Annotated in this window: 21 protein-coding genes and 1 other annotated feature; of the genes, 9 read left to right on the forward strand and 12 right to left on the reverse strand. The window is 47.2% G+C overall.

The window, feature by feature from the left end; translation table 11 throughout:
- Window positions 1-60: 60 nt before the first annotated feature.
- The 11 genes from BM607_RS13815 to BM607_RS13865 all read right to left on the reverse strand — a co-directional run bounded on the left by BM607_RS13815 (window position 61) and on the right by BM607_RS13865 (window position 13,397).
- Entirely contained in the window at window positions 61-1,989 is a 1,929-nt protein-coding gene (locus BM607_RS13815; RefSeq protein ID WP_071939547.1) for an IucA/IucC family siderophore biosynthesis protein, read from the reverse strand.
- 9 nt (window positions 1,990-1,998) lie between these two features.
- A complete protein-coding gene (locus BM607_RS13820; RefSeq protein ID WP_071939546.1) occupies window positions 1,999-2,664 on the reverse strand; it encodes a GNAT family N-acetyltransferase in 666 nt (221 codons plus the stop codon).
- Window positions 2,664-4,169 carry a SidA/IucD/PvdA family monooxygenase gene (locus BM607_RS13825; protein WP_071939545.1) on the reverse strand — a complete coding sequence of 502 codons (1,506 nt, stop codon included), beginning with the start codon at window positions 4,167-4,169 and terminating at the stop codon, window positions 2,664-2,666. Before BM607_RS13825 ends, BM607_RS13820 begins: the two co-directional genes overlap by 1 nt.
- A gap of 858 nt (window positions 4,170-5,027) precedes the next feature.
- A complete protein-coding gene (locus tag BM607_RS13830; protein WP_006082193.1) occupies window positions 5,028-5,312 on the reverse strand; it encodes a DUF2798 domain-containing protein in 285 nt (94 codons plus the stop codon).
- Between the two features lie 236 nt (window positions 5,313-5,548).
- Window positions 5,549-5,959 carry a glycerate kinase gene (locus BM607_RS13835; protein ID WP_071939544.1) on the reverse strand — a complete coding sequence of 137 codons (411 nt, stop codon included), beginning with the start codon at window positions 5,957-5,959 and terminating at the stop codon, window positions 5,549-5,551.
- A 384-nt stretch (window positions 5,960-6,343) separates the two neighbouring features.
- Window positions 6,344-7,165, reverse strand: coding sequence for a tryptophan synthase subunit alpha (gene trpA, locus BM607_RS13840; RefSeq protein WP_012089561.1), 822 nt, complete (start codon window positions 7,163-7,165; stop codon window positions 6,344-6,346).
- A 5-nt stretch (window positions 7,166-7,170) separates the two neighbouring features.
- Window positions 7,171-8,361 carry a tryptophan synthase subunit beta gene (gene trpB / locus BM607_RS13845; RefSeq protein ID WP_012089560.1) on the reverse strand — a complete coding sequence of 397 codons (1,191 nt, stop codon included), beginning with the start codon at window positions 8,359-8,361 and terminating at the stop codon, window positions 7,171-7,173.
- Window positions 8,362-8,555: 194 nt separating this feature from the next.
- On the reverse strand, window positions 8,556-10,043 hold the full coding sequence (gene trpCF / locus BM607_RS13850; RefSeq protein ID WP_071939543.1) for a bifunctional indole-3-glycerol-phosphate synthase TrpC/phosphoribosylanthranilate isomerase TrpF: 1,488 nt from the start codon (window positions 10,041-10,043) through the stop codon (window positions 8,556-8,558).
- A 4-nt stretch (window positions 10,044-10,047) separates the two neighbouring features.
- Entirely contained in the window at window positions 10,048-11,115 is a 1,068-nt protein-coding gene (gene trpD, locus BM607_RS13855; protein ID WP_071939542.1) for an anthranilate phosphoribosyltransferase, read from the reverse strand.
- On the reverse strand, window positions 11,112-11,714 hold the full coding sequence (locus BM607_RS13860; RefSeq protein ID WP_071939541.1) for an aminodeoxychorismate/anthranilate synthase component II: 603 nt from the start codon (window positions 11,712-11,714) through the stop codon (window positions 11,112-11,114). Before BM607_RS13860 ends, trpD begins: the two co-directional genes overlap by 4 nt.
- A 9-nt stretch (window positions 11,715-11,723) precedes the next feature.
- A complete protein-coding gene (locus tag BM607_RS13865) occupies window positions 11,724-13,397 on the reverse strand; it encodes an anthranilate synthase component 1 (protein ID WP_087486550.1) in 1,674 nt (557 codons plus the stop codon).
- Window positions 13,398-13,495: 98 nt separating this feature from the next.
- Window positions 13,496-13,603: a sequence feature (Trp leader region), on the reverse strand.
- A gap of 210 nt (window positions 13,604-13,813) precedes the next feature.
- Here BM607_RS13865 and BM607_RS13870 point away from each other — a divergent pair.
- The 6 genes from BM607_RS13870 (at window position 13,814) to BM607_RS13895 (ending at window position 18,774) form a co-directional block, all read left to right on the forward strand.
- Window positions 13,814-14,674 (forward strand): PHP domain-containing protein, encoded by an 861-nt coding sequence (locus tag BM607_RS13870; RefSeq protein ID WP_071939540.1) that lies wholly within the window; start codon window positions 13,814-13,816, stop codon window positions 14,672-14,674.
- Window positions 14,671-15,291, forward strand: a complete 621-nt coding sequence (locus BM607_RS13875) for an L-threonylcarbamoyladenylate synthase (protein WP_006082184.1) — start codon at window positions 14,671-14,673, stop codon at window positions 15,289-15,291. Before BM607_RS13870 ends, BM607_RS13875 begins: the two co-directional genes overlap by 4 nt.
- A 159-nt stretch (window positions 15,292-15,450) precedes the next feature.
- Window positions 15,451-16,239 (forward strand): ScpA family protein, encoded by a 789-nt coding sequence (locus BM607_RS13880; RefSeq protein WP_011847143.1) that lies wholly within the window; start codon window positions 15,451-15,453, stop codon window positions 16,237-16,239.
- A gap of 3 nt (window positions 16,240-16,242) precedes the next feature.
- Entirely contained in the window at window positions 16,243-16,839 is a 597-nt protein-coding gene (gene scpB / locus BM607_RS13885) for an SMC-Scp complex subunit ScpB (RefSeq protein ID WP_012089553.1), read from the forward strand.
- Window positions 16,832-17,707 (forward strand): 23S rRNA pseudouridine(2605) synthase RluB, encoded by an 876-nt coding sequence (gene rluB / locus BM607_RS13890; protein ID WP_006082181.1) that lies wholly within the window; start codon window positions 16,832-16,834, stop codon window positions 17,705-17,707. The genes scpB and rluB overlap by 8 nt, the downstream gene beginning before the upstream one ends.
- Before the next feature lie 101 nt (window positions 17,708-17,808).
- On the forward strand, window positions 17,809-18,774 hold the full coding sequence (locus BM607_RS13895; RefSeq protein WP_071939539.1) for a hypothetical protein: 966 nt from the start codon (window positions 17,809-17,811) through the stop codon (window positions 18,772-18,774).
- 145 nt (window positions 18,775-18,919) lie between these two features.
- Here BM607_RS13895 and BM607_RS13900 read toward each other — a convergent pair whose 3' ends face one another.
- On the reverse strand, window positions 18,920-19,657 hold the full coding sequence (locus BM607_RS13900; RefSeq protein ID WP_006082179.1) for a YciK family oxidoreductase: 738 nt from the start codon (window positions 19,655-19,657) through the stop codon (window positions 18,920-18,922).
- Window positions 19,658-19,919: 262 nt separating this feature from the next.
- Between BM607_RS13900 and BM607_RS13905 the strand changes: the two genes are divergently transcribed.
- The 3 genes from BM607_RS13905 (at window position 19,920) to mprF (ending at window position 26,419) form a co-directional block, all read left to right on the forward strand.
- The gene (locus tag BM607_RS13905; protein ID WP_071939538.1) at window positions 19,920-22,403 is read left to right on the forward strand and encodes a VolA/Pla-1 family phospholipase; all 2,484 of its coding nucleotides are present in this window, start codon (window positions 19,920-19,922) and stop codon (window positions 22,401-22,403) included.
- A gap of 111 nt (window positions 22,404-22,514) precedes the next feature.
- A complete protein-coding gene (sohB, locus tag BM607_RS13910) occupies window positions 22,515-23,531 on the forward strand; it encodes a protease SohB (protein WP_071939537.1) in 1,017 nt (338 codons plus the stop codon).
- Window positions 23,532-23,866: 335 nt separating this feature from the next.
- Window positions 23,867-26,419: a bifunctional lysylphosphatidylglycerol flippase/synthetase MprF gene (gene mprF / locus BM607_RS13915; protein ID WP_071939536.1), complete on the forward strand. Its 2,553-nt coding sequence runs from the start codon at window positions 23,867-23,869 to the stop codon at window positions 26,417-26,419.

A 26,419-nucleotide genomic window follows, 5' to 3' on the forward strand; every position in this document is an offset into this window, starting at 1 on the left:
GCCCACACAAACGTTTCGTCAAGTTTCAATAAGTGTCGGGTCTATTCGCTATATTGCGCGTTAACATGTTTTCGACTCAGCGCTGCCAAGCTTAGGGCGCTTAAAGGCATGGCTTTGCCTAAAGGCCGCCAAGGGATTGTCGATACCGCCGGCGAAGCGTAGGTTTTTCTCCCTGTCAGCGAGATCTATCATTTGTTGGTTGTTATTCAATTGGATACGATTAAGGCAGGTGCGTACAAAGCTGTCCTTAAACAGATCGTATTGGGCAAACTTGGCGGCCAAATGCGGATGCTGCGCTTGGTAATCACGTACATTGTCCGCCACTAACTCCCAGAATTGGCTTTCACTGACGCTGGTTTGCTCATCAAGCAGCGGTGCTAAATAGCGGAAAATACAGTCAAAAATATCCAGTAAGATGTAGTTAAGCTTCATCTCTTCTTCAAGGCTTACCGCAAGGCGTTTTACATCATCAGGCAGCGGCGAGGTGCCATTGAGTACCGCGACTTCTTCGCCTATGTCTTTCATTAAAATCTTGACCGGCACATATTCATCCAGCACTAAGATCAGGTTTTCACCGTGGGGCATAAAGACCAGATCGTAGGCAAAAAACGTGTGCAATAAGGGCGATAAATACAAGTTGAGGTAACGGTTCAGCCAGTCTTTTGCTGGCAAGCCTGAGGCCGTTATCAAGGCCGAAATCAGCGCTTTATCTTCATGATCCGTGTGCAGCAGGGCGGCCATGGTCATCAGATTTTGCTTAGGCGCAATGTGCGGCAGTGGGCTTTCGCGCCACAGGGCAGAGAGCATTTTTTTGTAGGCGCTGTCTTGGGTGAGCGCCTGCTCGTAATAATGGTGGTGGTAACCTATGGCGGCAATTTCTTTAAGGATCACAAACCCTTGCTGAGTAAAGTAAGGGTCACTTTCAACCAAGTTCGCCACCCATGCATTTATTTGCGGTGTACAGCTCATGTAAAGGGGCGACAGGCCGCGCATAAAGCCCATATTTAAGATGGAAAGCGCGGTTTTGACATAGCACTTTTGTGGCGATGAAAGATTGAAGAAAGTGCGTATCGATTGCTGTACTTGGTACTGTTCGCTGCCTTCGCCAAGGTAAACCAGATCGCCACGGGCGATGTCGCCGGCAAAGACGCGGGCGATTTTTTCGCGCCACTGCCAAGGATGCACAGGCATAAAGTAGAAGTCCTGCGGATCATGCTGCTGGGTTTTAAGACGTTGTTGGAAGTCAGTGAACTGCTGGCCAAGCTCCTCCTTGAGTAACGCGTCGTGACTCAAGTTTTCGAGGGCGGCAAACGTAGTCTTACTTTTACGTACTCCTAGCCAGACTAACTGCATCGGCATCGCGCTTTCTGGGGCAAATTGACGATAATCCTGCATATCAAAGCCAATCCGGCCGTTATTGGCAATAAATACCGGATGGCCTTCAGTCATACCCGCTTCTATGCTCTGATAATCGGCTCGCGCCAGCGTGGCGGCGGGGATCGCCTGATGCGCTAACTTGTACGCCTTGCTGTAGAGGGTGCTAGTGATTTCCTCTAAATACGTGGGCAGTAAGGTTTCGCTGATCCCTAAGTCATTTTTAAGGGAAATGATCAGCGACATCGCATCGAGGGCTTGCTCTTGACCTGCGACTGAAACGCGGATGGAGTCAGCATCAATCGCAAGATGATCGAGCTGATAGTGCCGCGCACTAAAATAGTAAGTGCTGTCTTTGAGCCTGAGTTCATAGTGGTTAAGCCTCGCCTTTTGCCCGTATAGGGTCGGCGTGATGATTTTCTCGTGGGTGAATTCGCAGAGAATTTTCTTCACTAAATGCCGATTAGCCGCTTGCCAATAGGCGGGGGTCAAGTGCTCCGGCATAGAAGTTGATGTTGACGACAGCGCAGGATTGAGTTGAGCCGCCGCTGCGTAAGTTTGATGATCCTGCGTTGTCAATGGATCCATTAGTAAGGCTTTTGTGGGTAAGTTCATCTAGTTCACCTAAAGAGTCGATAATGTCATGGGAGAGGTTACGGGCGCCGCGAGCGAGCTTGGCAGCGCTGAGCTTGTCTGGACTAAGCCCATCGAAGAGGGCGCGCTCGATGCCAGCTGGCGTTCGGCCGCAGTGCAAAATCCGAGGTAAGCTGCTTTAGTGCTTAATTGAATCGCTTTTTCATAGCGAATGCCTACCCGGCTATTTAAGCGATGAATTTTGCTATTGAGTTGATCGGGTTCAACCACTAAGCGGTTAAAGGCCAATTTTTCAAGCACGAGCTGCGCTATCGCATCCATCACTTTGAAGGATAAGCCGCTGATTGGGCTGCCATCGGGCGGCGCGATAATCAGGTGCATACCGCAATCCCCCGGCGCAACACGATAGTGGTGACCGATTTCATCGTTGGCAGGATCGTAGAGCTCCACCATAAAGAGTGATTTGCCCTGCCACTCACCTATCAAGGCAAACTTGTGCTGCGTGGCTGCCATGAGGTTCTCTATGGCGGCGAGATTCAAGCCCTGCATGCCCCAAAACTGCGCGTACTCTTGGTTAAACCAAGACTGCAGTGTTGGCAAGTCTTGCTTGAGATCTAACGCTCTGAACTGGAAACCATTGACGCTTGTAATAGCTGTTAGCTGCGTTAAACAATGGCTGCTGAATTGACTCGCCATTATTGCGCCTCCTTGTTTGGCGCCATCAAGACCGACATCTTGGTTCCCGCGCCTGAGCTCATACTCGAAGTCGGCGTTTGGGTTGGGTAGAGATGCGGCGATGCATCAGCGTTATTGCTGTGCGGAGACGTCTTAGGGAAATGTTTAGGGTTAAGATTCAGTGTGTTAATCGCATTGGCGCCGCAGGGCTGATGATTGGCAAGTTTGGCCGGATCGAAGGTTTGAAAGGCGATGTGTTCTTCAATATGGTAGGGCGCATAGCCGAGTACGGCCTTTAAGATGATGCCGTTGCGATAACAGCCCATGCCAAGATCCGGTGAGCTTACCCCGTGGGTGTGCAAACCCACATTTTGGACAAAAATATCCCCGCGAATATCTATGCTGTAGTCGCGTTGTACCGCAAGTTGTCCCGCATCATCGAACTCGATCTGTTGCTTTATATCTTTGATAAATTGAGGTAAACGGTAGTGATAACCAGTGCCTAATACCACAGCACCCGTGGTTTGGCTCAAAGGGGTATCTTGCTCTTGATGCTGAAAATGTAATTTGAGTGCATCTGGGTCAGTTTGAATACGGGTTAACGCCACATTGGTCATCAATTGGCACTGGAAATCCGCAATCAATCGCTTTTGATATAACAAGTCATAGATGTCGTTGATAAGCTCTGCATTAATGCCCTTGTAGAGCGATTTTTGACTGGCGATCAAAGCACAGCGTTTTTCCGGTGCTAATTCGTGGAAGTAATCGACATAATCTGGCGAGGTCATCTCCAACGTCAGCTTAGTGTATTCCAAGGGATAGAAACGTGCTGACCGCGTCATCCAATTCAGTTGATAGCCATAGGTATCAATGTCTTGCAGTAGATCGTAAAATACTTCCGCTGCACTTTGGCCACTGCCAATGACAGTGATGGCACTCTGACTCTGCAGATAGGTTTTTTGCTGCATATAGCTGGCTGTATGCATGACCCGCGCATCTTGAATGGGGCAATCCTTTGGCAGATAAGGCTCTGTTCCTGTGCCTAACACTAGCTTTCGGCATTGATAGGTATGGGTTTTGCCACTGCGTCTATCAAAACCTGTGACTCGATAAATACCTTCACCGGCGTTGTAATCCACTTGAGTGACTTTAAAGCCAAATTTTAGATTGCTGAGTTGCTGGCTTACCCATTGGCAGTACAAGTTGTATTCGTGGCGAGGTAAAAAGAAATTCTCACGAATGTAAAAGGGATAAAGTCTACCCGTCTTTTTGGCAAAATTAAGGTAACTGTAACGGCTGGTGGGATCGGCCATAGTTACCAGATCTGACATAAAGGGTGTTTGCAGTCTTGAGGATTTGAGTAGCATGCCTGGATGCCAGTCAAAGCTGGGTTTAGCATCTAAAAATAAGCAGTTAAAGCCGTCGATAGGTTCTGATAAGGCGGCGAGGCCAAGATTGAATGGGCCAATGCCTATGCCGAGTAGATCAAAGATTTCGCGATCCATTTCCCTTTGTTGAGTAGTCACTTACGCCTCCTTTGGCAGCATGCTGTTGCGTGTTGCCGATCCAGTAATCAGTTACCTAAGGACGCAAACCAAGTTAATGCGGCAGTCAAAATAGCCTGTTTGGCTATCTATCTTGCTGTGGTTAATTCGCTATATTTAGCGCAGTCCTTAGGCCATTTTTCCTGCTGCCTCTGTCCCGACAACGGCGAGTAAATTAGCACGTGAAAATATTCAAATGCAAACCATTCTCATTTGGGTGGTAATGAGGGTTAATACTTTTAACTTACGGATAAGCGGGCTAAGTACGGTTAATAACGTATGTGACGTCAAGATAATTGGCTGGCAAAAAGGCTAAAATTAAGGGGCGTATAATCGAGGAGATTACGAGCATCTTGACTTTTAAGGCTATAAATACAAGTGGTTATATCGATATTTGTGTTGGTTTATTAATCGAGGGGAATTGATTTAGATTGCGGTAATGTCGGCTGAGTCCAATGGGGATAGGTGCCGCTAAACAGTCAGTGTAAATCCATTGTAAAGCGCAGGCTGGAGCCTCGCTCAAGGCACTGGGTAAAATGAGTCGGGTGTGGGTTAAGTTTAAATGGATTGGCTCAGATGCATTGGTCCAGATTTATTGGTTTTGATGAATGAGTTCAGAGGCATTGCCCCCAGATGTATTCGCTTAGCTTGGTATTTTCTCACAGAGCTATTCGCTTAAAACTGCTATTGGCTGGAACTGTAAATAGGGCGGTTATCTCGGTATGGATAGCGGCAGTGCGCGTTTATTAAGGGCATGAACTTAAGCTAAAGCCGTCCTAAGACGGCTTTGAAATGTGGCTGTTAACTCAGAATGCGAGTTCGAAAGGCTAAATCGTAAAGCTAGCGTAAATCGACAAAGTGTCCGGTAATTTTACGCACTAATGGCAACACCATCAGCAGTGTCGGGAAGGCAACCACCCATGAGATCAGCCAAGCACCGAGCCAGAGTTCGATAAACTGCGGTGAAGCGCCGACGCCATTGAAAGTACTGATCCCAGAAACGATACAACTCATTAGAATAGAAAGAAAAAAGGGCATTACAACCGTGGCGTACTTGGCTGGTAATTTAGGCGTGCCCAAAAAAGTACGAGGTTTGTCATCGGGCAAAGATTTAGAAATAGTCATCGGATCCTCTATTGGAAATTCATCAGGCGAATGATTTGTCACAGGCTAACACTGTCAATCCCACTATCGACTTCATTTGCTTTCCCAATTGGGTTCAATAGCGGAAGCAAGGTATTTAAGCGATTGATGAAGTTTAGCCCGCGCGGCGACATTCTAGGTATTGCACCGATAAAGCGCAATCATTAAAGCCCAAGCTAGCCTATCTGTACGTTCACAGTTAGCTCAGGGATCAGCACTTAATTCATTCCATTTATTACCCAAAGCTCGCCCGTCACATTGACCCAGTGACCCAGCGAAATAGGGGATTTGCCCAGTTCAGTATCAAAGGGGAGTGCAAGGTTTGATTGCGACAGGTAAATCGTATCTTCGGGTGTTTGGCTGATGTCGACGATTTGTCCTGAAGTTTCAAAGTTCAATTGAATTGGTAGACGTGGAGCTTGCTCAATGATGTCAACTTGAACACTTGCTAGTTGGCCGAGTAATTCAACCGTCACCCATTGGTTAACCGGAAAGCGCATTCTTGCCTGTTGATCGCTGCCTTGGTAATAAAACCAAATCGGCGCGCCATTGTCGCATTTACCTGCGATTTCACCTTCAACACCATTGCCACATGGAGTTAGCTCGAGTATATAGATCCGATACTGCATATAAAGTCCATTTCATTTCGATACAGACATGCTACCGAGGAACTGTGACTAAATAACTGCGACTAAATAACAGCTAAGCTATCAGTTTGATTTCTTATCACGGTAGGTGTGGTGTTTGAGGCGTGATTGTTGAGAAAGATAAGAGCCGTAAGAGAACACCAACAGTGGGGTGGGCAAGGCAGGGTAAACATAGGAGTCGGTCAATTTAAAGAGAAAATAAGTGAGGCTGCTAATGTGTCTCACTTATTTTGTTGATTTTTCTCTTTCTTCGCGCCTTAAACACTAGCGATTTAGGCTAGTGCTTAAGGCTATCAATTTAAATCCTTGACTTAGTTTATCAATTTCAATCAGTAATTTATCTCAGAGATTTTAATCTTGATTAACTTAGGTCGCCGCTTTCATGGCGCGAGTAAAATCGCCAAGTGTCGCCAGTAGCTTAGCTTCATCGTGCTGGTGGGTTTCGATGATTTTCACGACGGCAGAGCCAGAAATTGCCCCTGCAGCGCCCGCTTTGATGGCGGCGGTTACTTGAGCTGGTTCGGCAATGCCAAAGCCGAGTAGCGGTGGCGGCGCGTTAAAAGTTTTCAATTTGGATAGAATTTCTTCCACCGGAACGCCAGCTTTAGTGTCTGTGCCTGTCACCCCTGCGCGGGATAAGAGATAGGTGTAACCTTCGCCGCTGGCGCTAACCAGTGCAAGGGTTTCACTGTCGGCATTAGGCGGGGCGATAAAAATGGGCGCGATACCATGGGCTTTAGCCGCTTCGCTAAATGGCGCTGATTCTTCCACGGGTACGTCGGCAATAAGCACTGAATCCACACCCGCTTGCTGCGCTTTGGCGTAAAACGCATCGATGCCATTAGCAAACACCAAGTTCGCATACAGCAGCAAACCGATTGGCAGTTCAGGATATTTAGCACGCACTTGCGCCAGTAATTCAAAACACGCCGTTGGGGTTGTGCCCGCGGCTAAAGAACGGAGGTTAGCGCCTTGGATCACAGGGCCATCGGCCAAGGGATCGGAAAACGGAAAGCCCAGTTCTAAGGCATCGGCACCGTTTTGCACTAAGGTATCGATAATTTTCAGCGATAACTCAGGGCTAGGATCGCCAAGGGTGACGAATGGGACAAAAGCGCCACGACCTTCGGCTTTGAGTTTGGCAAAGGTGGCTTGGTAACGGCCAGTGTTAGTCAATGTATCACTCATGTTCGTTATACCTCTTTACCATTCAAAATGTCAGAAACGGTGAAAATATCTTTGTCGCCACGACCGGAAAGATTGACCACTAAAATGGTTTCTTTGGTGCACTCGCGCGCCATTTTCACGGCATAGGCGATAGCATGTGCCGATTCCAATGCGGGGATAATCCCTTCACAGCGAGCCAGTTGTTGGAAGGCTTCTAACGCTTCATCGTCGGTGGCGGATTCATAACGGGCGCGGCCTGTGGCATTAAGATGCGCGTGCTGCGGGCCAACGGATGGGAAGTCTAATCCAGCTGAAATTGAATAGGATTCTTCGATTTGGCCTTCGCTATCTTGCATCAAAGGCGCTTTCATACCGAAGAAAATACCTGTCTTACCGTGTTTAAGCGGCGCGCCGTGCATTGGCGTGTCGATGCCTTTACCCGCAGGTTCGACGCCAATCAGTTCGACACTTGGCTCGTCGATAAAGTCAGCAAACATGCCGATGGCGTTGGAACCGCCGCCCACACAGGCGATAACCGCATCGGGCAGGCGACCTTCACGCTCTAGCATTTGCTTTTTGGTTTCTTCGCCAATAATGCGTTGGAATTCACGCACGATTGTTGGGAATGGATGTGGCCCCGCGGCTGTGCCGAGTAAATAGTGGGCTTTTTCGTAGCTGCCAGACCAGTCGCGCATCGCTTCGTTACAGGCATCTTTTAAGGTGGCAGAACCTGAGGTGACAGGAATGACTTCCGCGCCCATCAAACGCATTCTAAATACGTTCGGTGATTGGCGCGCAACGTCTTTAGCACCCATATAGACTTTACATTTTAAGCCTAATAGCGCGCAGGCAAGGGCGGTGGCAACGCCGTGTTGTCCTGCGCCAGTTTCAGCAATGATTTCCTTTTTGCCCATGCGTTTAGCCAGCAGAGCTTGGCCTAACACTTGGTTAGTTTTATGTGCGCCGCCGTGGAGTAAATCTTCTCGTTTGAGGTAGATTTTTACCATAGGATTGGGGCTTAAATTGCGGGTTAAGGTCAGTGCTGTAGGGCGACCCGCGTAGTTTTTCAGTAAATCGGTAAATTCGGCTTTAAAGTCGTCATCTTCCTGCGCTTCCACAAAGGCAGTTTCTAATTGCTTAAGGGCTGGCACTAAAATCTGTGGCACATACATGCCGCCGTATTCGCCGAAATAAGGGTTAAGCTTTAACTTTGACATACCTTTTTCCTTATCTTATCAATCAGTTTTTCAGTGGCTTGATGGTGCTAACAGCGTTTTGGTGTTAACCGCATAATAGTGTTAACTGAGCTGTTATCTATTTGGCCACTGGCATTAATAGGTTCATATTTTTTGTCGAGCATCACGCTTGTCGAGCACCAACTGCATCTAGGGCTTCTTGCTTAGGCGATAGGCTAGAGACGTAAATGGGTAAAAGCCGTTTGGATCAGTTGCGCCGATTTAATTCCTGCGGCGGTTTCTAGGCCAGAATTAAAATCTAAACCGTAAAATCCTTGGGCATTGGCACTGGCCGCATTGTCGGCGTTGAGTCCGCCCGCCAACATGGCATGGGCCTTTTGCTGGCCTAAGGACTTCACATCAATATTTTGCCAATTAAAGGCTTGGCCCGAGCCGCCAAATTGGCCTGCCGTTTTACTATCAAAGAGATATCGCGATGCTCCCAGAGGCAAGTTGCCAAGTTCACCCGTTTGAGCATCGACGCTCACGGCTTTCCAAATTTGGGTGGTGAGTCCCGCTTCCTCAAGTCGCTCGGCGAGCTGTGCGATTTCAAGTTCAGTTTCCGTGCCGTGCAGCTGTACGGCAGATAACTGCAAACTGGCGGCGATATCGGTGATGGTGCTTGGCGCGGCATTAACAAACACGCCGACAAATTCAATGGCGGGGGCATCGGATGCGCGATACGCCCTGAGCAGTTGTTCTGCGCCATCAAGGGTTAAGGCGCGTGGGGATTTTTCAGCAAAAATCAGTCCGCCATAGATAGCGCCTGCTGTTGCCGCGGCGCTAATATCTTCCATGCGGGTGAGGCCGCAGACTTTATTGTGACCGAAGATCAATTTACGGCAGGCCAAGTCGATATCAGCCTCGGCCATAATCGAGCTGCCGACAAGGAAGCCATCAACCAGCGGACTCAGGCGGCGTACTTGCTCATTGTTGTAGATGCCAGATTCGCTGATCACCACGCGGTCACTGCCAATGTGTGGCGCTAAGGCTTCTGTGGTGGCAAGATCGGTACTCAAATCCCTTAAGTTACGGTTGTTGATGCCGATGATCGGCGCATCTAATACGATGGCGCGCTTAAGTTCTTCTTCGTTACTGACTTCGGTCAGCACATCGAGTTGATACTTAGCGGCTTCTTTCGCTAGACGTTGATATTGTTCATCATTAAGCACGGACAACATTAACAGAATCGCATCGGCGCCTTGGTGAGCGGCGAGTTTGATTTGGTATTCGTCCACAAAAAAATCTTTGCACAGAATAGGTTGGTTGACCCGAGCGCGCACCTTAGGGATATAGTCCATATCCCCTTGGAAAAATTGCTCGTCGGTTAATACCGAAATGCCCGCTGCATATTTGCCGTAAATATCGGCAATGGCTTCTACATCAAACACATCGCGGATAAGCCCTTTGGACGGACTGGCTTTTTTACATTCTAAAATGTAACCCGCCTTGGGCGCCTTGAGTGCGGCAAATAAACTGCGATCTGAGATTTTTGGCGACAGACTCGCCTCAGGAAAACGCAGTTTCAGGGCGGCAATATGGGCCGCTTTGGTATCGACAATACGGGTTAACACATTACTTTTTGGCATAGCGTTTGTGGCTGCCTCTGGCTGAGTGCGTAGGTCTTGAGTCATTGCTGTTGGAGTCACTTCTACTTGAGACATTTGCTTATCTTCCTCTTTCTTGACCGTTGACTAGGGCTTCACCGCTGACTTTTGCGAGCTGGCTTAATAATTCAAAGGCTTTGCCGCTTTGAATGGTAGCGAGCGCAAGTAAGGTTCCGGCTTTGACTGAATCAGTAATTCCACAGACATATAAAGCACAGCCGGCATTGATGGCGACCGCATTGACGTGTGCTTCAGTGCCACGGCCTTTTAAAATCGCCTCGGTAATCAAGGCATTCTGCGCGGGTTCGCCCCCTTCTAAGTCTGTTATCTGCGCTAAAGGCACACCTAAATCGGCGGGCGTGAGTTGATACTCAATAATGTCGCCGTCTTTTAACTCAGCAACTTGGGTGTTGCCGTGCAGCGCGACTTCATCTAAACCGCTGCCGTGCACTACCATAGCGCGTTTTGTGCCAAGCGCCTTTAATACTTTCGCTATCGGTAAGACTAACTCAGGGCTATACACGCCAAGTAACATAAACTCAGGCCTTGCAGGGTTGATAAGCGGCCCTAACACATTGAATAAAGTGCGCGTTTTCAGTGCTTGTCTTACGGGCACCGCATGTTTTACCCCGCCATGGTAGTGGGGCGCAAACAAAAAGCACAGATTCAATGCGTCGAGGCAACGACTGGCAGTCTCTGGCGACATAGTTAAGTCGATGCCAAATTGCGCCAAAAGATCCGATGAACCCGATTTACTCGACACGCTACGATTGCCGTGTTTGGCGACCTTAGCGCCTGCCGCCGCGGCAACAAAGGCCGCAGTGGTGGAAATATTAATGGTATTAAAGCCATCGCCACCCGTGCCAACTATGTCAACGATGCCATTGTTAATGCTATCGCCATTCGAGTAGGGAAAAGCCTTGGCAGCGGCGCGCATGGCATCGGCAGCGCCGCTGATCTCATCAATAGTCTCGCCGCGCATTTTCAGCGCAACTAACATTCCTGCCATCGCGGCTTCACTCATTTCTCCGCGAATTAATGCGCCAAAGAGTTCGGCGGTTTGTTCGCGGCTTAAACTTTTACCTTGGTATAAAACGTCGAGTAAAGGCTGAATAGGGTTGGTACTCATGCGGTTACTCCTGTTGTTATGTCTTGGGTAAGAAAGGCTAAGGTTTGAATGAGCAATGTGCTGCCCAACGTCGTCAGAATCGATTCAGGGTGGAACTGAAAGCCAACGGCTCTGTGCTCAGAATGCAGAATCGCCATCGGCATAGCGTCAGTCGTTGCGATTACTTGTAAGCAATCAGGCACGTGAGTGGCGACCAGACTGTGATAACGGGCAACGGGCAGGGGAGAGGGCAAACCGGCAAATACGCCAGTGCCATCATGGAAAGTCGGGCTTGCCTTGCCGTGCACCACAAAAGGCGCGCGCGCCACTGTGCCGCCGTAATATTCCACCATAGCTTGATGCCCAAGGCAGATACCCAGCATAGGCACTTTACCGGCGACTTTGGCGATAAGCGCCATCATAGAGCCTGCCTCATGGGGCGCACCAGGACCAGGTGATAACACTAGGGCTGCTGGTTCTTGTTCGTTAAGCAGTTTTTCGGCGATAAAGTCGGCGGCAACATCGTTGCGGTAAATCACCACTTCACAGCCTAGGCTGCGAAATTGATCCACTAGGTTATAGGTAAAGGAGTCAAAGTTATCGAGTAGATAGAGTTTCATGTTTGGCTCCTATTTAGATTGTACTGAAGTGGATTCCACAAAAGTGGATTGAGCCGACGCGTCATTTGCTGGCGATTCATTGACTCGCAGTCCAGCGCCCATTTTGATGGCCGAAATCACGGCTTGGGCTTTTTGACGGGTTTCATCTGCCTCGCTTTGGGGATCGGAATCGAACACGACGCCCGCGCCAGCTTGAATAAAGGCGGTGCCATTTTTAACAAAGGCGGAGCGGATCACAATACAGGTGTCCATATCACCAAGAGCATTAAGGTAACCCACAGCGCCGCCGTAGCTGCCACGGCGGGCTTTTTCTGCTTGGCGAACCAGTTGTGATGCGCTTACTTTAGGGGCGCCAACTAAAGTACCCATATTCATACAGGCCTGATAAGCATGCAGCGCATCTAAATCTTGGCGCAATTGACCCGTCACGCGACTGACGAGGTGCATCACGTGAGAATAACGGTCCACTTTCAATAATTCAGCGACTTTACGGCTGCCGCTTTGGCTGATGCGCGCGATATCGTTGCGAGCTAAATCGACCAGCATTAAGTGTTCTGACAGTTCTTTTTTATCTAAACGCAGTTCAAGTTCAATGCGGCTGTCTAAGTCAAAATCAATCTCGCCCGTGGCGGTTTTGCCGCGTTTACGGGTGCCGGCAATCGGGTAGACTTCGACTTGATTACTGCTGGCCTCGTACTTAAGCGCACTTTCGGGTGAAGCACCAAAAAGCGTGAAATCTTGGCCCCTGAAATAAAACATGTAAGGGCTTGGGTTCGTCAGACGCAGGGCGCGATAAGCCCCTAAGGTATTTGGGCAAGGTAAACTAAAACTACGCGATGGCACCACTTGGAAAATATCGCCCGCAATAATGTGTTCTTTCAAATCGATAACGGTTTGTTTGAACACCTCATCGGAAATATTGACTTGCTCAGTCGCGTCGATGGCGACCAGTGTCGGCACATCGGCAGGTGAATTACCGAGGGCTTTACATTGTGTGCTTAGATGCTGAACTCGCTCGCTCAGCGCTGCGGTGATGGCGGTATGCTGGGCTGAATCACGACTGAAATTATGGGTAATGATGTCGGCTTGTTTTAGTTTATGGTCAATAAGGATTAAGGTTTCAGCGAGGTAAAATAAGTAGTCTGGGCAATCATTATCATGGTTCGGCACGGCTGGCAGCGGTTCGACGGTATCAATCAAGTCGTAGGCCAACACGCCACCTAAAAACAGATCCTCAAAGGCGGGTTTACTTTGGCTGTCAGTATGAGTGCCACAATCAATTTGTTGGATAAACATCCGCAGGCCATCGAGTGGCGAGGTAGATTTTAAGCGTGCATCTTCATCCTGCAGTTTAGTGTCTTTTTGCAGCGTCACCACTAAGGTCAAGTTATCACGGACTAGATTGGCTGCTGTACTGAAAAAAAGTGCGATGGGAGCAAGTAAGCTCGCGCCATTGTCGGTCAGTGCGGTAAAGGTCAGTTGATAACCGTCGCAGCGGATCATCATGGCGGCATGGGTCATCACCATGCTTTTTAAATGATCTTTACTGTCGATTTCGGCCGACTCCAACAACATAGTATGGGGCGCATCTTGGGTAATGTGCTGATACAAGCGCAGTGGATCGCTGTGGTAGGTTAATGCCGCCTTGAGTGTGCTTGAGCGTGCGAATGTCTGTTTGGGCATGTTCATACTCCAGCTACCTTATAAAATGTCTTTAACATCATGAGTTATCTCGCTTTCTTAATCTTGTTACCCGAGTCTGCCGACATTTTTCGCACCTAACAAAAAAGCCCGCATTTCTGCGGGCTTCTTGTTGATTCTGGTCACTTTCAAATGAGCACAGAGCTTCACACCACCCGCTAAGTTGGGAAGTGCCACCACCAAATGATGTTTAATGAAGCGTTAATGTGTGTCATTCAAAAGGGTCTCGCTAATTCAGTAATTGGTGTATAGAAAACCTTAGCCGGGGTCGAATGTCAATTGAATATTTTTCATTTTCTGCAATTTATTCACTTTAATGACGCAGAAAATTTAAGTCACACAGCCACAAAATGCGAGATAGCAGCGCATTTATTAACAAATTCACGTACAATAGCCCCATGAATACTCAAAGCATATTGGCTGATCTGCACAGCCACACGACCGCATCCGACGGTCAGTTAACTCCGTCTGAATTGGTGGCTAGAGCCCTTGAAAAGGGCGTGCAGTTATTTGCGATTACTGACCACGACACGGTAGCAGGTTTACCCGAAGCCCGTGCCTTTAATCAATCGCAAGCAGAACCATTGAAATTGATCTCTGGCGTAGAAATCTCTACTCGCTGGAACAGTTATGATATCCACATCGTTGCGCTTAACTTCGATGCAGATAATCCTGCGTTATTAGCATTTTTAGAAAACCAGCGTAAGTTACGTGAATTACGCGCCCAAGAAATTGGTCATAGATTAGCCAAGGCCGGTATTGAAGGCGCTTACGAAGGTGCCAAGGCGTTGGCGGGAGAAGCGGCATTGAGTCGTGGACATTACGCCCGTTGGATGGCTGAAAATGGTCATGCTGTGGATATGCCGAGCGTATTTAAACGCTATCTTGCCCGCGGTAAAACCGGCTATGTCCCCAATAATTGGGGTGATATGGCCAGCGCCATCGATATCATTCATAACGCGGGTGGATTAGCTGTGTTGGCGCATCCCAGTGGTTATAAGTTATCGGCAAAGTGGCTTAAGCGCTTAGTGCGCGAATATAAAGAAGCGGGTGGAGATGCCATGGAAGTGGTACTTGGCCAGCAAACATTAGACGACAGGGCCAACCTTGTGGCCTTGAGCTTACAAAATCAATTGCTTGCATCGATAGGGAGTGATTTTCACTTTCCAAGTAATTGGATCGAATTAGGTAAAAATCTGTATCAGCCCCAAGGTATTGATTGGGTCTGGCAATCGGAATCTTGGGTGGAACGACCATGAGTCAGTTTTTTTATGTACATGAAGTAAATCCGCAAACACGCCTTATCAGTCAAGCTGTTGCCGCCTTAAAAGCGGGCGGTGTGATTGTTTATCCCACCGATTCGGGCTATGCCTTAGGCTGCTTGATTGGTGAGAAAGACGCGATGACGCGGATGGCGAGAATTCGTCAAATCGAGAACGATCATAACTTTTCATTGATGTGCCGCGATTTATCTGAGCTTGCGACCTACGCCAAAGTGGATAATCAGGCGTATCGCATTCTAAAAAGTTGCACGCCTGGGCCTTATACGTTCATTTTTAAAGCGACCAAAGAAGTGCCGCGTCGTCTGCAAAATGATAAGAAAAAGACCATAGGTATTCGTGTGCCCGACAATGTGATCGCACTGGCGTTGCTTGAAGCCTTAGATGCGCCGCTGATGTCGACCAGTTTAGTGATGCCAAATGCAGAATTTGCCGAGTCTGATCCTGAACAAATTCGCGACTTGCTCGAGCATCAAGTGGATGTGATTATCCATGGCGGTTATTTAGGCGAAAAGCCGACGACAGTGATTGATATGTCTGAAGATGGCGCCGAAATTTTGCGTGAAGGCGCGGGTGATATCACGCCTTTCCTCTAAATCTGCCGTATTAGATTTATCGCTAATGGATACGAGTGAGTGATGCGGCGAGTGGCTGTGCACATTTGGCAGTTTTATCGCCGCAGATTTACAGGTATAATCGCGCGTTTGGCGTTAGCCTAAGTTGGGTAGCGCAGCGTTAACGGAGCAAGATAGCGGATGCAGGGCACGCAACAGAGTTTACCCTTAGCCGTTATTCGTGGTCAGGCAATGACCGAAATGCCGCTGGATTTGTTTATTCCGCCGGAGGCATTAGAAGTGTTCCTTGAGTCCTTTGAAGGGCCATTGGATTTGCTTTTATATTTGATCCGTAAGCAAAAATTAGACGTTGTCGATTTACCCATTCAGCAAATCACCGCGCAGTATTTAGAATATATTACGTTGCTGACTCAGGCTCGAATTGAACTTGCCGCCGATTACTTAGTGATGGCGGCAACGCTTGCCGAGATTAAATCCCGTTTGCTGCTGCCGCGTATGGTGGCTGAAGATGAGGTTGAGGAAGATCCTCGGGCTCAATTGATCCGTCAGTTGAAAGCCTATGAAGTGATTAAAGAAGCGTCGCAAAAACTCGATGATTTGCCGCGGCTCGAGCGGGATGTGTTTCAAGCCAAAGCAGTGGCAGCACCTGACATTAAGCCGTTAATGATCCCGCCAGAAGTCTCGTTGTTTGAAATTGCCCGCGCCTTTGGCGATGTGCTCAAACGTATCGATGCCAATGAAGATCATCACGTTAAGCGTGAACAGTTATCGACGCGTGAGCGCATGAGCCAGATTTTAGCCATGTTGAACTCGGAAGATTTTACGGCATTTGAACGTTTATTTACCGTAGCAGAAGGCCGTGCAGGCGTGGTCGTCACCTTCTTAGCACTGATGGAATTAGTCAAAGAATTATTGGTTGAATTGTACCAAACAGAACCGTTTTCAACTATTTACGTTAAGGCCTATTAATTGATGCAGATAAATCCGACTCAATTAAAACAGCTTATTGAAGCGAGTTTGTTTGTATTGGGGAAACCCTTGTCGGCGAAAATGTTGAAAGACACTGTATTGGTGGATTTCACGGTTTCCAGAGACAAAATAAAAGCTGCATTGGATGAGCTGCAGCAGGATTATCAAGACAGAGGTGTGCAACTTGTGAAAGTCGCTGGAGGTTATCGCTTCCAGACCTTAGAAGTCTTGAGTCCTTTTTTGCAGCCCCTGTGGCAAGAAAAGGCGCCTAAATATTCGCGTGCGACATTAGAAACCTTGGCGGTGATTGCTTATCGTCAACCTGTGACTCGCGGCGATATTGAACAGGTGCGCGGTGTGGCCATTAGTAGTCACATCATAAAAAGTTTGTCAGATAGACATTGGATTAAAGTAGTTGGCCATAAAGAAGTACCGGGGCGACCCGCGTTGTATGCCACTACCTTAGAATTTTTAGCATATTTTGGCTTAGACACCTTAGCGGATTTACCGCCGCTGTCGGATACTGAGTCATTGCAGGCGGTTTTTTCAAGTGTGAAATTAACGCCGGAACAGTCAGAAGAGCAAAATACTAATGAGTGAAAAATTGCAGAAAGTCTTGGCCCGTGCAGGCCATGGCTCCCGTCGTGAGATGGAGGCATGGATTGCTGCAGGCCGAGTTAGTATTGATGGTGAAATTGCTAGCCTTGGGGATCGGATTGAAGCCGATGCCAAAGTGCGTATCGATGGGAGATCGATTTCGTTAAAGTCTGCCGAAGATGTGATCTGTCGAGTATTGGCATACCATAAACCCGAAGGCGAAATTTGTAGTCGTAAAGATCCTGAAGGCCGTCCAACGGTATTCGATCGCTTACCTAAAGTGCGTGATTCACGCTGGGTTGCGGTAGGTCGTTTAGACATCAACACCTCAGGTTTATTGTTATTTACCTCAGATGGTGAATTAGCGAACCGCTTAATGCATCCATCGAACGAAGTTGACCGCGAATACGCAGTGCGTACCTTCGGTGAAATCCCTGAAGCGACAGTACAACGCTTGCGTACCGGCGTGATGTTAGAAGACGGCCCTGCGCAGTTTGATAGCATCAAGCCAGCGGGCGGCGAAGGCATGAACCAGTGGTGGCATGTGTGTTTACGCGAAGGTCGTAACCGCGAAGTGCGTCGTCTGTGGGAATCCCAAGAAGTGCAAGTGAGCCGTTTGATCCGTATCCGTTACGGTATGGTTGAATTGCCAAAATCACTGCCACGGGGTGGCTGGGTTGAATTGCCAATGGAGCAAGTTAACTACTTGCGTAAATTGGCAGGTTTAGAACCAGAAACCCGCACTATGCTTGCTGCCGATAAACACAGCGTAGCCCGTGCACAGGTGAAGAGTGCCAAAATTCGCCGCGCCGTGCGTAAGCATAAAGTGACTGGATCGGGAAAACCTAAGCCATCGCGTCAGCGCAGCTAAGTTATTTTATCCCAATGAAAAAGGCCGCTTAGCGGCCTTTTTGCTTTCTGTTATTTGCAGCTATGTTATAACAAGAGTCAGCTGGATTGAGGAGTGAGTGGATGAAGCTAATTTCAGTGCGACGGATTTGGGAGCAAGCTGCCCATAATGCGTTTACCGATTTAATCGCGTTTCAGGAAGCACTTTTTTGTGTTTTCCGTGAAGGGACTGCCCATGTGTCACCCGATGGCGCTTTGCGTATTCTACGTTCAGTGGATGGCGGCGAGACGTGGCAGAGCGTGGCACTTATTCGTTCGGAAGAGGCTGATTTACGCGACGGTAAACTGATTGAATATCAAGGGGAATTGCTTTTACTCGGTGGCGGGACCTTACATGATAAGTCGGGTCTTCAATCACATCTTTGGCGCTCAGCCGATGGGCGAGTGTGGTCGGATGCGCTAAAGATAGCTGATAAGGGCTATTGGTTATGGCGTTTAACCGAGCATCAAAATACGCTCTATGGTGTGGGCTATTGCCCAGGACCTGATGGTGACACTCGGTTGTATAAGAGTGATGATGGCGTGCAGTTCAAGACTTGGCTAAAGGTGTTTAATAATCAAGGTTATGTCAACGAAACAGCCATTGTTTTTGATCAAGACAGCGGCTTTTGTCTCTTGAGGCGCGATCCCGTTTGGGGCCCTGAATTTGTTGGTTTACTCGGTCACAGTCGCGCGCCATTCACCTATTGGCAATGGCAAGAACTCGATAAGCGCATTGGTGGGCCAGTGATGTTGATGTATCAATCCCGCCTGTTGGCAGTGGTGCGCTTATACGATGAACAAGTTCGAACGGCTTTAGTTGAAATTCATCCTGATACTGGCGTGGTTCAAGAACTACTGACACTGCCATCGAAGGGCGATACCAGTTATGCGGGCGTTGTGATTGACGGAAATGAGTTGTGGGTAAGTTATTACTCAAGCCATGAGTTAGCTGACTCACAGCTTGATACGCAAAATTCGCTTGATGAATCAAGCAGAGCCGCTAAAGCTAAAACGATGATTTATTTTGCAAAAATTCAGTTAAGTTAAGATTGGCGGTGCGGCGTTTTTATGCTGTTTATTCCCATGGATTAATACAGAGCTCCATCTTGCGAATATCTAAAATAATAAAGGGCCATCAATAGGCCCTTTATTATTGCTGAATCATACTGCCAAAACCCGACAAGCGATGCGATTACTGAGCGTTGAACTGCTGACCATTCACTGCGCTAGCATCTTGACCCATTAAATATAAATAGGTCGGCATGATCTCTTCTGCGGTTTTGAGATCCAATGGATTCTCAGCAGGGTAGGCTTTAGCACGCATCTCAGTGCGGGTAGCACCTGGATTGATACTGTTGACGCGAACCGAGGTGCCATCGCACTCATGGGCGAGGACTTGCATCATGCCTTCGGTGGCAAACTTAGAGAAGGCATATGGTCCCCAGTAGGCGCGGCCTTGACGACCCACACTGCTCGACGTAAAGATAATCGATGCACTGGGTGCTTGGCGCATCACAGGTAGTAATGCTTTAGTTAGCATGACCTGGGCCGTGACGTTCACTTTGAGTACGTCTTCGAGTGATGGAATATCTATGTGTTCAAACGGGCCTAGGGCACCGAGCAGGCTCGCGTTATGTAATAAGCCGTCTAAATGATCGAATTGCTCGGCTATGGTATCGGCCATATCGCGATAATTTTGCTCCGTCGCGCCCTTAAGATCTAATGGCACTATGGCAGGTTTTGGATAACCGGCTTGTTCGATGACATCGTAAACCGCTTCTAGTTTTTTCACTGTTTTACCGAGTAAAATCACAGTGGCGCCGTGCTTTGCAAACTCAATGGCAGCGGTGCGACCTATACCTGCGCCAGCGCCTGTCACTAAAATTGTTTTGCCTTTGAGTAAATCTTTTGCTGCTTGATATTCCAACATGAGTCTCTTTTTCCTCTTGGCGAGAATGCCCGCCACTTCTAGAGTCGCCGAAGTGATAAACGCATGTTTCAAACAAATGAATGAAACTTTGTTATAAATAGCTAAAATGTTTGTGACAAACTTGTGGCTAACTCAATATTTTTACGTTAACTTGAAATGAGTTAGGGGCTAACATAAGCCCTATTGGTCACAGATTTAAAAGCTATTGTGACTAATTTCTTGGGGAAAACAAAACTATTACAACAAGATTTGGGGAAAAAAGATGAAAAGACTCATTTTGGGTGTTGCGATTGCATCTGCACTGGGCCTCACAGGATGTGGTGAGGACAGTTATAACGAACTCAAGGATAAGACAGAACCGCTCGTCCCTGAATCGCACATGGTGTTCGACCCTGCTAATTCAAAAGTACCATTACCGAATGATTTGCTATTCAGTGGTACCAAGGATGGCACATTATCGATTCCGGGTGAAAGCTCAGGCAATTATGTTGATCCACAAATAGCGCTTGGGGCGTTAGATGGCTGGTCGACAACATCACCGATTTCTATTGATATCGATTTAGCGAAAAAACACGACGGCACACCGCTGACCTTAATGGCGGCATCGGTTGCACAACCTGGCGCAGTCAGAATGTTTGAGGCCACTGTGGGTGGTCCATTGTCTTCTGATGCTGAGTGTACTGCTAAACCGTCAGTTTCAGCGTGTAAAGTCGGAGCAGAACTTCAGTTTGGCGTTGACTTTGTATCCACCGCATCAGGCAATAAAGTGGTGATCGTGCCGCTTAAGCCACTCAAAGCTGGGCAGTCGTATATTTATGCGACAACCAATCTTATTCAAGATTCTGAAGGTCGTGGTATTGCGCCTTCAACTACCTATGGTTTGTTGAAGCTAGACATCACGACATTACCTTTAGAAACACCCGATCAATTGATGCTGCAAACCTTAGTGAACAGCTATGAGAAAGGCATTGCTGCGGCCCATAATGTCGATCCTTCTACCATAAGCTACTCTGGACTGTTTACGACTCAGTCTGTCGCTAACGTCTATGAAACGACTAAACTGCTGATGGCAAAGGGCGCGCCTTATGCCCCCAGCTTTGCTCAGATGCCAACGCCAGCGGGTTATACCGTTGCACAAGCTGCGGGCTTAACACCGGCTGCTGGAGCTGCCTACGTGGTATCAAGTTTAGCCGATGTGTATACCGCCAAAATTAAACTGCCGATTTACGGTGACTGCTCTTCGGTCAGTTGTTTATCAGCTGAAGGTAAACCATTAATTAATGGTCATTGGAAAGCACAAGGCGATAGTCCAGTCTCGGTACTATTAGCTTTGCAAGCGGGCACACTCAGCCAAAATAATTTTGGTATGCAAGCCGTGGCCAATGGTATTGCGAACCCTGCCGATGCGTTAGCCAATCCGTCTCTAATGGCGGGTAAAACTTGGTTGTTAGACGATGGTACAGCGGTAGATAAAACTAAGCATCTGACCAAGTTCAACCCAATTCCAGCGATTAAAGGATATGAAACCGTACCTGTACTGATTTCTATGCCTAATGCGGCAAGATTAGCGGACTTTTATCAGCAACAAGGTATTCCCTTTACTCCGCCGACAGCGGGTTGGCCAACAACAATCGCACTGCACGGTTTAGGTGGCGGCAAAGAAATGTCACTGGCCTATGCGGGCTCTTACGCAGCCATGGGCATTGCAACTATTGCTATCGATATGCCACTGCATGGGGCGCGTTCATTCGATGCTAACGGCGATGGGATTTATGAAGTCTCTGCGACCGATCCTTCTTTTGGGGCTGTAGTCGGTACACCTGATGCCTTTAAAAATGGTAATCCGTTGGTATTCGTGAATATCTCTAGCACTCTGTCGGTGCGTGATAATTTCCGTCAAGCGACAATGGACCATTTAGGGGTTCGTCTTGCTCTAACAGGATTAGCACAGGGCTTAGCACAAGCAGGCCAGCCACAAGTATTTGATGTATCTAAAATCAGTGCCCAAGGTCTGAGTTTAGGCGCCATTGTCGGCACCGATTTTGCGACCTATGCCAGCACTGGCATGAAGAACCCTGCAACGGGTGATGCCTTGCCAAATGCGTATGGCATCAATGCCGTATCCTTAGCCGCGCCAGCGGGGGGATTAGCGGGAACATTTGCGGGTTCAGCAACATTCGGTCCAGTGCTGTTTAGCAATATCAAGGCATCTGCGACTTTCCAAGCACTGGTCGATAAGGCTAATACTGCAGGGTATGAGGTGGGGAGTCCTGAATATGCGGCACTGGTGCAGGCGGTATATGCCCAGTTTATTCCAACGTTTGCCTTTGCGGTTCAAACTGCTGTGGATTCTGCGGATCCAATTAACCATGCCGCTACGTTAAAAGCGACGGGTCTACCTGTTCATTTAATTGAAATAGCCGGTGATGGCAACGGTAACTTACCTGATCAAGTGTTACCGAACCGTGTAGATAACTTCCCGTTATCGGGCACTGAGCCGCTGATCTCTGCTATTGGCCTACCTTGTGTCGATAGTACGAGTAAAGGTCATGGCGTTGTGCGTTTCTCTAAAGGTCACCATAGTTCGATTGTGAGCCCAAGTGAAACGGACGCTACAGATGGTATGGCTGCCGCTGCTACCGTTGAAATGCAGACTCAAGTAGCAACCTATGCTGCGACTGCAGGTAAAGGTGATGCGACGATTTTAGTGACAAACAGCGATGTCATTGCGACTTGTCCTAACTAATCTGCGCTTAATCGGAAAAACCCAGCGAATGCTGGGTTTTTTTATGGGCCTTTAGGCTGTTAGAATAGCGCGCAATTGACTGATTGATGTAACGCCCTAACGGAGAGCACTTTGGAATTTTTATACGAGTATGGAATGTTTTTGGCGAAAGCCGTCACGATAGTGGTCGCAATAGTTGCGGTTATTATTGTGGTGTTGGCTTCCACTGTTAAACATAAGTCAGATAAGGGCGAGCTGAGGATCACTAACCTGTCTGAAGAGTTAGAAGAACTGAAGCATGGCTTAAAAGAAGAACTCCTTTCAAAGAAGCAATTCAAAGCCTATGAGAAGCAATTAAAGGCTGAAGAAAAGGCGAAAGACAAAGCTGCTGATGATGCCAGCACGGGCAAAGTGTTCGTGATCGATTTCAAGGGCAGTATCGATGCCGCTGAGGTTGCGTCACTGCGTGAAGAAATCAGTGCCATTTTAGCTATCGCGGAAAAAGGCGATGAAGTGGTTGTTAATGTCGAAAGTGGTGGCGGTATGGTGCATGGCTATGGTTTAGCCTCCAGCCAGCTTGACCGTTTACGCCAAGCCGAAATTCCGCTAACAGTATGCGTTGATAAAGTGGCTGCCAGTGGCGGTTATATGATGGCCTGTGTTGCGAATAAAATTTATGCGGCGCCTTTTGCAATTGTTGGTTCAATTGGTGTTGTCGCTCAACTACCGAACTTTAATCGTTTGCTGAAAAAGCATGAAATCGATTATGAGCAACATACGGCCGGTAATTTTAAACGTACTTTGACAGTGTTTGGTGAAAACTCCGATGAGGGAAGACAGAAGTTTCAAGAAGAACTCGAAGAAACCCACGTCTTATTCAAAGCGTTTGTCGGTAAATATCGCCCTGAGTTGGATTTAGTGAAAGTGGCTACTGGCGAGCATTGGTACGGCCAGCAAGCCATTGAATTAGGGTTAGTTGATGCGATTTCGACCAGTGATGATGTGATTATGTCACTTGCCGCAGAGCGCACTGTGTATAAGATGCGTTATCAGGTGAGAAAGAAACTTGCCGATAAAATTGCCCATGGCGCCTCTTTATCTGTGAATGCCATTTTTAATCGTCTTATCGAGAAAAACCGTCCAATGTAACGGAATGTAGTGTGAATACTTTTTGAGTATTCACACTTTTTTGTTTGGCTTAACGCCCAAAGCTGCGTATCTATTGCAGATTTTTTTGGCTTTTATTTTATTCCCCCCTCAATTTAAAATCATTCACTCACTATTGCTATCAGCTTGTTAGGCACATTAATAAAACGTCATGCAGCAAATGCGTAAATCCATTGCGAATGTAATATCCCTATGTTAAAAATCCCGTCGATAAAGTGGTGTTACAAATTAAACTAAAGTTAATTAATTTTTAATGCTGTTTCAATGTTGACGTTAAATAACCTTAGCTGAATCAGTCTTAGGTGCTGGAGATTAACATGGGGAGACGAGTGCGGGTGTTTATTAGCCTTATAATATTCACTGTCTCATTACTCTTGCTTTATAATTTAGAGCAAGAATATCAATTAAGTGACATTATTAAAGAGGTTAAAGGATTTTCATTTGTTGAGTTGTTATGTGCAGCACTACTCACAGTGGGAAGTTACTCTTTATTAACCTTGTACGATTTTATTGCCGTTCGGAATATCGATAAGGAGATACCTTATCGTAAAATAGTCCCTATTTCCTTTCTGGGTTTTACGTTCTCCAATACCATAGGTTTCTCGCTGTTAACGGGGACGTCGATAAGATATAAGTTTTATTCCGAACTTGGCTTAAGTGGTAATAAAATCACTCAAATAGTCATTTCATGTTCAGTGACATTCTTCCTCGGACTCTTTTTTATTTGTGGTATTGCACTGGTATGCTTTCCCTCTGAACAATTATCAGCCTTACCTTTGCCAACATGGCTATTTTCATTAACGACAGTGCTCGGTATTGGCATGCTGCTCAGTGTATTGGGCTATTTACTGATGAGTGTGCTGCGGAAAAAGCCATTTAATTTTCGAGGCTTTGAAATTACGCCACCTCTGTTATCTGTATCTTTAAGACAGTTGTTGGTGTCTTCACTTGATTGGATTGTCGTAGGAACCTTGTTTTATAGCTTACTGCCAGCGGTAGAAAATTTGGGCTATATACAGGTCTTAAGTATTTTCTTTGTTGCGAATGCGCTTGGGGTGCTTGCCCATGTGCCGGGTGGTATTGGGGTGTTCGAGTCCGTCGTGACTGTGGCCTTATCGCAATATTTACCGGTTGAGCAAATCCTCGGCGCCATTATTGTCTATCGGATCATTTATTACATTATTCCATTTTTAATTTCTTTGGCATACTTTGTTATTACGATCGCGCTGTCAAATAAAGATAAAATTGTAAAATTAAATACTCGAATTGCATTTATCCGCCAACTGTTACCACCGCTACTGAGTATCAGTGTATTTAGCTCAGGTTTATTATTACTCTTGTCAGTGGTTAACCCTTCAATTATTCATAAGTATCACTGGTTAGGTGAGTTAGTACCGCTGCCGATCATCGAAATATCGAGCATCATTTTGAGTGTGAGTGGTGTCTTGCTATTGTTGTTATCCCATGGATTATTTAAACGCTACCATAATGCCTTTGAATTAACGAAAAAACTGCTGTTGGTGGGCATGTTATTTATTATGCTTAAGGGCGCGGAATGGGAAATATCACTCGCGATAGGATTAGTGTACGCATTGATTTTGCCATGTGAGAATTTGTTTTATCGAAAGGGTTCAGTCGTCGGGATTAAATACTCTTTGGGTTGGCTGTTATCACTTTCTGCAGCCTTATTCTTGATGATTTGGGTATTATTTTTCTCCTATCAAGATGTTGATTATGATCATTCACTCTGGTTTACCTTCTCCCCCGATAGCCATGTATCACGAGCATTGCGAGGAGGAGCGATTGCTATCTTTATCGTGTTTGCCTTTGTCGTGCGCTATTTCTCGTCACGAACTCAGCTTAAATCACCACAACTGGACACGCCTTCATTAAAGCAGGCGATGGAGATTGTCGCGCAGTCGCCTAGCAGTCATGGCTATTTAGCCTTAGTGCAAGATAAATCAATCCTATTTAACGAGGATAAAGACGCCTTTCTTATGTATGCAAGGGCCGGACATTGCTGGGTGGTAATGGGCGATCCAATTGGTAATCAATATAAATTTGATGATTTGTTGTGGCAGTTTAGGGAGTTATGCGATGCCTACGATGGTTGGCCGGTGTTTTATCAAGTGACGCAAAAATATCTGCCGAGCTTTTTAGAGCAAGGATTAGGTTTATATAAATTAGGCGAGGAGGCGATTGTTCAGCTCGACCAATTTGACTTACCGTCGAGTCGCTATCGGAGTTTGCGCCAGAGTCATGCCAAGGCGCAGCGTGAAGGCTTAAGTTTTGCAGTGATTGAGGCGAGCCAAGTGAGGGCCATACTGCCGCAATTAGAAGCCATATCATCGACTTGGCTAAAGGCGAAGCAAGGGCGTGAAAAGGGGTTTTCTGTCGGCTATTTCTCTGCCGCCTATCTGTGTTCGACACCTATGGCATTAGTGTATGCAAAAGGTGAACTCGTGGCGTTTTCAAATATTTGGGCGAGTGCCGCTCAGGTTGAATTTTCTGTCGATCTGATGCGTTACGAGCCTAAATTATCGAGCAGTAACATCATGGATTTTCTGTTTACTGAGCTATTGCTATGGGGAAAACAGCAAGGCTACCAGAGGTTTAATCTCGGGATGGCGCCTATGTCAGGCTTAACCGACAGAGCGTTAGTGCCATTTTGGACTAAGCTAGCGAAGGTTGTGTATAAGAAGGGTAATAAGTTTTATAACTTTCAGGGACTTAGAAGATACAAGGATAAATTTAATCCAACGTGGGAGGCCAAGTATTTGATTTGTTATGGCGGATTATCTCTGCCAATTGTGGTGGGCAGTTTAGTGACATTAACGAGTCGTGGTGCAACCGGTGTATTTAAAAAGTAG

It is taken from the genome of Shewanella sp. SACH (genome assembly GCF_001887095.2).
Lineage (GTDB): Bacteria > Pseudomonadota > Gammaproteobacteria > Enterobacterales > Shewanellaceae > Shewanella > Shewanella baltica.